Source organism: Candidatus Cloacimonadota bacterium, from assembly GCA_011372345.1.
Taxonomy (GTDB): domain Bacteria; phylum Cloacimonadota; class Cloacimonadia; order Cloacimonadales; family TCS61; genus DRTC01.
This window is the reverse complement of record DRTC01000673.1, coordinates 1-7,366: the sequence shown is the minus strand read 5'-3', so window position 1 is coordinate 7,366 and position 7,366 is coordinate 1. Positions and strand designations below refer to the sequence as shown.

Annotated in this window: 5 protein-coding genes; all 5 read left to right on the top strand. The window is 35.3% G+C overall.

Features of this window, described 5'->3' with window-relative positions; genetic code table 11:
- The first annotated feature begins 649 nt into the window (after positions 1 to 649).
- Positions 650 to 2,320, top strand: a complete 1,671-nt coding sequence (gene ptsP / locus ENL20_12895) for a phosphoenolpyruvate--protein phosphotransferase (protein ID HHE39446.1) — start codon at positions 650 to 652, stop codon at positions 2,318 to 2,320.
- Between the two features lie 71 nt (positions 2,321 to 2,391).
- Positions 2,392 to 3,567, top strand: coding sequence for a methionine adenosyltransferase (locus tag ENL20_12890; protein HHE39445.1), 1,176 nt, complete (start codon positions 2,392 to 2,394; stop codon positions 3,565 to 3,567).
- 461 nt (positions 3,568 to 4,028) lie between these two features.
- The gene (locus ENL20_12885; GenBank protein ID HHE39444.1) at positions 4,029 to 4,949 is read left to right on the top strand and encodes a dihydroorotate dehydrogenase; all 921 of its coding nucleotides are present in this window, start codon (positions 4,029 to 4,031) and stop codon (positions 4,947 to 4,949) included.
- 155 nt (positions 4,950 to 5,104) lie between these two features.
- On the top strand, positions 5,105 to 5,887 hold the full coding sequence (locus ENL20_12880; GenBank protein HHE39443.1) for a dihydroorotate dehydrogenase electron transfer subunit: 783 nt from the start codon (positions 5,105 to 5,107) through the stop codon (positions 5,885 to 5,887).
- 15 nt (positions 5,888 to 5,902) lie between these two features.
- Complete coding sequence (locus tag ENL20_12875) at positions 5,903 to 7,240, top strand: dihydroorotase (protein HHE39442.1); 1,338 nt, start codon at positions 5,903 to 5,905, stop codon at positions 7,238 to 7,240.
- Positions 7,241 to 7,366: the final 126 nt, after the last annotated feature.

Genomic DNA, 7,366 nt, shown 5'->3' with positions numbered 1-7,366 from the left:
TGCAACTAGTGAAAAAGTCATTGCGAGGTATCTTACAAAGGAATTCTTGCGAAGCAATCTACTCCTCTAACTTAATGTGAAGCAAGAGATTGCTTCGTTTGTAACAGCAAGAAGAAAAACTCGTAAAGACATGTTTTTTGAATTCTGCTGAAAAACACTCAGTTATGCAGAACTCATATACAATCCGGATTGTAATGAAGGTAGAATGAAATACAATTGTATTTACTCACATTTCGCAGTAAAATTGAAAACCATTGAAATGGTTCTGTTCATCATATTTTTAAGTTCCTTCATCCAGATAAATCAGGATCTTATTCTGAAAGGGAATATCGTATGAAACTAGGAACAATCAGTGTAACACCACAATTTATTATGGTGAAAAGATATTCGAAAAGAGATCCCATAACTATTTCATTGGAAGTAATTCAGTATGATAACTAATGAACCTAAATGTGTTACCTGAAAAGAGATTGGTGCAAAGAAAGTGATGATACAAATTTCAGGATTAGCTCAAGATCAAGAACTTGAGTTTTGGCGTAAACAAACTAAAAAATTAAAGAGATCACAACAAGATGCAAAACAGTATCGATTACAAAAGAAATCATCAGAATGACAAGAAAATGTTGTAAAACAAGTAGCGAGTTATTATATGAAAAAACTTAAAGGAATAATCGTTTCCTCTGGGATTGCGATCGGATCGGCAAAAATCGTTGATAGAGTAAAACTTCAGATCAAGAAAAAGTCGATCCAGCATCATGAAATTGAGGACGAATTAATAAAATTTGAAAAAAGTGTCGAACATGTTGTCAAAGATATCGATAACTTGATCGAAGATATTTCTCAAACGGAAAACAAAGAAATCCTGACAACCCACAAAATGATATTGCAGGATCCGGAATTCTCAAAAAGTATCATCAACCTGGTCAGTAAAGAACTATTGAGTCTGGAACAGGCAATAAATGACCATTTTACTGATATCGTTAAATTATTTAATAAAATGGAAAACAAATATTATGCAGAACGGGCTCATGATTATGAAGATGTTGCTTACCGTCTTCTCGGTCATATCCTGAAACAGAAAACAGATAATCTTAATAAACTGGATGAGAATTCGATTCTGATCATGAGAAATATTTCACCTTCCGGGATAACCAGAGTTTTTGAGAAGAAGATCAAAGGTCTTTGCACGGAAAAAGGAAGTAAAACCTCTCATAGTTCTATTATCGCCAGATCGATGAATTTACCGACTCTGGTCGGTATTCCCGGTTTATTGGATTCAGTTCAGGAAGATCAGCAGGTTATTATCGATGGTAATGATGGGCAAATAATAATTTCACCGGATAAAGAAACTCTCTCATATTACAAAAAAAAATTAGCAATGGAAACTGCGGAATGGGAAAAACTTCAGGAAATCATAAATCTGGAATCCAAAACTAAAGATGGTAAAAAAATTACTTTGATGAGCAATATAGAAATTCCGGTTGAAACAAGACAGGTCGTAAATTTTAAAAGTGAGGGAATCGGTCTTTTCAGAACGGAATTTTTATTTTTGGATAGAGAAGAACTTCCTTCTGAAAATGAGCAATACAGGATATATAAGAACATTGCTGAAAAAATTGCTCCTTTTCCGTTAGTAATTAGAACGATTGATGTCGGCGGAGATAAACTTTCCAAAATACTGAATATCGAAAATGAAGCAAATCCAAACCTTGGCTGTCGCGGTATCAGGTTCTCTCTCGAACATCATCCGATCTTCAAAATTCAAATCAAAGCAATTTTAAGAGCAAATATTTACGGTAATGTAAAGATCATGTTTCCCATGATCTCGGGAGTCGGGGAAGTTATTAAAGCAAAAAAGGTCATTGAACAATGTAAAAAAGAACTGGAAAATAAAAATGTAGAATTTAACGGAAATATTCAGATCGGTTCGATGATAGAAATTCCATCAGCAGCTTTAACTTCTGATCTGATTTCGGAAGAATGTGATTTCTTAAGTATCGGAACAAACGATCTCGTCCAATATACATTAGCAGTCGATCGAGATAACGATGCTGTAGAATCTTATTATGATCCATATCATCGTTCGGTTATACAATTGATCAAGATGACAATTGATAATGCTCATCAAAAAGGGATAAAAGTCGCTTTGTGCGGTGAACTCGCTTCGGAAAAGGATTTTATTCCAATATTGATCGGACTTGGGATTGATGAATTGAGCGTTAGTCCGGGACGACTTTTAACAACAAAAAAAGAGATTTTGAATTGTGAGTCCAAGAAATGTGAAAAATCCAGTGAAGGAATTTTAAATAAAAAGAGATAAAAGGAAAAATGAAAGAAGAAATTCAGGAAGCAACTTCTAACTTCAAATTTCTAATATCTAAAGGAAAAAAAATGAATAACGAAAAACACTTATTTACTTCAGAATCAGTTACGGAAGGACATCCTGATAAAATGGCAGACAAGATTTCCGATGCAATTTTAGATACGATTCTGAAATGTGATCCGGAAGCGAGAGTTGCCTGCGAAACATTTTTAACAACCGGAATGGCTCTCGTTGGAGGAGAAATTACAACAAGTTGTTATGCAGATATTCCGGGGATTGTTCGGCAAACAATTAAAGAAATCGGATATACGAATGCGGATTTTGGAATTGATTTTCATACTTGTGCGGTTTTAACGACAATCGATAGACAGTCAGTAGATATTGCTCAAGGAGTTGATGTTTCGCGAGATCATGAGCAGGGAGCCGGAGATCAGGGAATGATGTTCGGATATGCCTGCAGGGAAACAAAAGAATTGATGCCGATAACCATCTCGTTTGCCCATAAACTTGCTGAAAGACTGGCATATATCAGGAAAGAAAATATCGTGAATTATCTTCGACCTGATGGGAAAACTCAAGTTACGGTCGAATATAAAAATAAAATACCGGTTAGGATTGAAGCAGTGGTTATTTCTACTCAACACAATGATGGAATTTCTCATGATCAAATCGAGAAAGATATGATCGAACATGTGATCAAACCGATAATTCCTGCTGAATTGATAGATGAAAATACGAAATATTTTGTGAATCCAACAGGAAGATTCGTGCTCGGAGGACCGCATGCAGATACAGGTTTGACCGGAAGGAAAATAATCGTTGATACTTACGGTGGAAAGGGAAGTCATGGCGGAGGAGCATTTTCAGGAAAAGATCCTTCAAAAGTTGATCGAAGTGCATCCTACATGGCGAGATACATCGCAAAAAATATTGTGGCAGCAGAACTCGCTGAAGAATGTGAAGTTCAACTTGCTTATGCGATCGGTGTTCCAGAACCAGTTTCTGTAATGATCGATTCATTTGGAACCGGAAAGATTTCCGATAAAGAACTTGTTTCTATCATCAGAAAAGTATTTCCATTAAAACCGCAGGAAATCATCGAACATTTGAAATTGAAAAGACCGATCTATAAAAAAACTGCTGCTTATGGACATTTTGGAAGAGAATTGCCGGAATTTACCTGGGAAAAAACAGATAAGATTGATGAACTAAAAAAATTGAGCCGTTTATTTTCGCAGATGTAACTCAATCATCTTGATTGAGATTTTAAGCAACTCGAGTTAGTAGAAGGCAAAGATTGGTCTTGACTTCATTCGATTTTAGTCTGATGGAGATGAGAACGATCAATATATCAGTGTTTTAAAGTTGTATCAAAGAAATTATTTATTTCTTTTCAGTAATTTCTCTACTCGTTTCATCTGTATTGGTTTCAAATCAATTTTCTCTAAACCTAAACTGAAATATCCAATCGAATATTTTCGAATTTTCATTAACATTCTATTTAAAAAAACTGAAATCTGCTGATAAGGTGTCGTGTCTAAAACTTTCTGTTTATCTCCCGAAATTTTTATTAAATTTTCCTTTAAAAAATTTGACGCAATATCCTTTTACTTTTTTTTGACATAGCAAATCAGAGGTTAATTTTTTTTACTAAAAGTTTTCACAATAAATCTCGATTTTTTAAATCTAAACCGGGAACGGGTGTATGCATAAGAGATTGAAAACTAAGTTTTTAGGTGTCGAGATAAAATCACCGCTTGTTTTACCTGCAGGTATAATGGATATGTCATTTTCAGGATTAAAAGTCTGTAATGAAAATGGTGCCGGAATTGTAACTTCCAAGTCATTAACCTTGGAACCAAGAAGCGGTCATAAAGGACCGGTTGTCGCTGAATTTGAAGGCGGATTTCTGAATGCGATGGGATTGTGTAATCCGGGAATTGCAGATGGACTTGCTGAAATAAAAGAATTCAAAGAATATTCCGCTACACCTGTTATTGTGAGCGTTTTTGCTACAAATACAGATGATTTTCTGAAACTATCTGAATATGTAAACAATTCAAAAGCAGATTTCCTGGAACTCAATTTATCATGCCCAAATGTTTATGATGAGTTTGGAATTCCCCTGGCTTCATCCAAAAATAAGGTTTTTGAAATTGTTAAAGCTGTGAAAACAAAATCCAAACTTCCGATTATTGCCAAACTTTCTCCCAATGTTCTCAGTATCACTGATATTGCTGTTTCAGCAGAAAATGCCGGAGCAGATGCACTCTGTATGATAAATACGGTTGGACCGGGAATGCTGATCGATACTAAAATGGTGAAACCGGTTCTGTTCAATAAATTTGGCGGACTTTCCGGACCTTGTATTAAGCCGGTTGCACTCAAACTCATTTATCAAACATATTCTACCGTAAAAATTCCGATCATCGGAATGGGAGGAGTTACATCAGGAAATGATGCGATCGAGATGGTGATGGCTGGAGCTTCTGCCATCGGTGTTGGAACTGCTGTTTATTATCGAGGAATTGAAGTCTTTGATAAGATCAATAAAGAGATTATCGATTTTCTGGATGAGAATGATTATACGAGTTTGGAGAATGTTCCAAAATTGGAAAAATTGTAACACAAACATCCTTGTTTATAACCAAAAAATAAAGGTCGTGTTACTAAATGATGTACTGGAAATGTCTCAAAGCAGGAGCTTTGAGTTACGATAAAACAAACAATCCTGTTTGTGAAGGTAACACAAACGTCCTCGTTTGTGAAAAGGGAATCTAGATGGATAAAAGAATAACTCTAAAAATTGATAAAATTGAAACCGAAACGAAAGATATAAAAACTTTTACTTTTCAACATCAATTAGATGCAAAGCCTGGTCAGTTCATCATGATAACAGATTTTGAGGGTGGAGAAAAACCATTGTCGGTTTCAGATTGTACTGCTGATAAATTTTCTATCACTGTCAAAAAGGTCGGTGAATTTACTTCCCGTCTTTTTCAAAAAAAAGAAGGTGATTTTATATCGATAAGAGGAGCTTTCGGTTCCTCTTTTTTTGTATCCAAGGGCAAGGTTTTACTGGTTGGTGGAGGTTATGGTACGATTCCCTTGTTTTTTTTAACAAAAAAATTATTGGAAGCAGGTGCTGATATCTCTGTTTTCAATGGAGCCAGAACAATAGATGATCTGGTTTTTTGTGATAAATTTCAAGAATTAGGAATCAAATATCAGAATATTTCGGAGGATGGAAAATTAACAAGAAAAGGAACATCCATCGATCTGGTCAAAGAATCATTGGCAGAAGAAAAATTCGATTTCATTTATTCTGCCGGACCGGAAATGATGATGAAAGTGCTGCAAGGTGTAATTGGAGAGATCGACTACGAATTTCTGTTTGAAAGATATATGAAATGTGCGATCGGAATTTGTGGAAGCTGCACAATGGATCCGCTTGGAATCAGACTTTGTGTTGAAGGTCCTGTTCTTCCCAAAAAACTTGTAGAACAACTTACCGAATTCGGAAATTATCATCGGAAAGCAAACGGAATAAGAGTCTCTTTCTAATGAAAGAATGAAAGAATGAAGATATTACTGAAAAAATGTAAACTTATAAATGGATTCAAAGACATCATCATCGAAGGTGAGAAGATCATCGATATAAAACCTTGTGGAAATTCCCCTCTCGAGAGGGGTGCGACTTCAGTCGCGGGGTGTGTAGAAACAGACTTCGACCAAATAATCGATATCAAAGGCAACCTCGTAATTCCCGGAGTTATCGATCCGCATACACACATTCGAGATTTGCAGCAATCCGAAAAAGAAGACTGGTTATCAGCCAGCAAAGCAGCTTTGGCAGGCGGAGTTACAACCGTCTTCGATATGCCGAATACGATTCCTGCAACTACAAATTTAATAAACCTGAATCTAAAAAGAGAAGTTGCAAAAAAAACTCTGATAAATTACAAATTCTTTATTGGTGCTACAAATTTCAACCAGAAAGATATTGAAGAAATTCTCGTATCGAAATCTACAGATATTGCTGGAATTAAAGTGTTTCTAGCAGGTTCATCTAACAACGATACAGTAAGTTACAACGAAGTTCTAAAGAGTATTTTTCAAATCGCAAAAAAATATGACAAGATCGTAACTGTTCATACTGAAATGCAAACTTGCTTGAATGAATGGAGAGATAGACTACCTTACAAAACTGTCTTCAAGCACAATGCGATCCGCAACAGGCAATGCTCGATAAAAGGGACAAAACTCGTGCTGGAACTGGCAGAAAAAGTTGGAAATAAGATTTGTATTGCACATTGCTCAACAAAGGAAGAGATTGAAATTATCCGCAAATATAAAAAAAATAATCCCGTTTATTGCGAGGTAACTCCTCACCATCTTTTGTTGAATGAATCGATTTTAGAGAAAGTTGGAAATTTCGGAAAAGTGAATCCACCGTTACGAACTGAAAAGGACAATATCGCTCTTTGGGAAGCGATTCATGACGGAACTATAGATTTTATGGGAACAGATCACGCACCGCATAAACGGGAAGAAAAACTACTCAACTACTCACAAGCACCTTCCGGATTACCAGGATTGGAAACAGGTCTGCATTTGCTTTTGAATGAAGTGAATAAAGGTAATTTATCTCTTGAAAAGTTGGTAGAATTAACAAGTAAGAATGCTTCCAAAATATTTGATATACAAAAAAGAGGAGAGATAAAAGTTGGGAATTATGCGGATTTGACGGTTATCGATATGAATAAAAAATGGAAAATAGATGCCAAAGAATTTAAAACAAAAGCGAAGTATTCACCGTTTGATGGAATGGAAGTGAAAGGAAAAGCAATAACGACTTTTGTGAATAAGAAGATGTATGATTTTTTGCTGATGCATTATGAAAGAGAACAAATATAAACTGAATCGAAAGTTTAAAAGAATAAAAGGTTCCAAAAAAGATGGAATCATCTTCAACTTCTACATTGATGATGAACAAACTCTTCGTTCATTAATTAATAAAGATATTAAAGCTGAAGATTATCC

Coding starts and splice junctions, on each gene's coding strand:
- ptsP (HHE39446.1), top strand. CDS start 650: ATGAAAAAACTTAAAGGAATAATCGTTTCCTCTGGGATTGCGATCGGA.
- ENL20_12890 (HHE39445.1), top strand. CDS start 2,392: ATGAATAACGAAAAACACTTATTTACTTCAGAATCAGTTACGGAAGGA.
- ENL20_12885 (HHE39444.1), top strand. CDS start 4,029: ATGCATAAGAGATTGAAAACTAAGTTTTTAGGTGTCGAGATAAAATCA.
- ENL20_12880 (HHE39443.1), top strand. CDS start 5,105: ATGGATAAAAGAATAACTCTAAAAATTGATAAAATTGAAACCGAAACG.
- ENL20_12875 (HHE39442.1), top strand. CDS start 5,903: ATGAAGATATTACTGAAAAAATGTAAACTTATAAATGGATTCAAAGAC.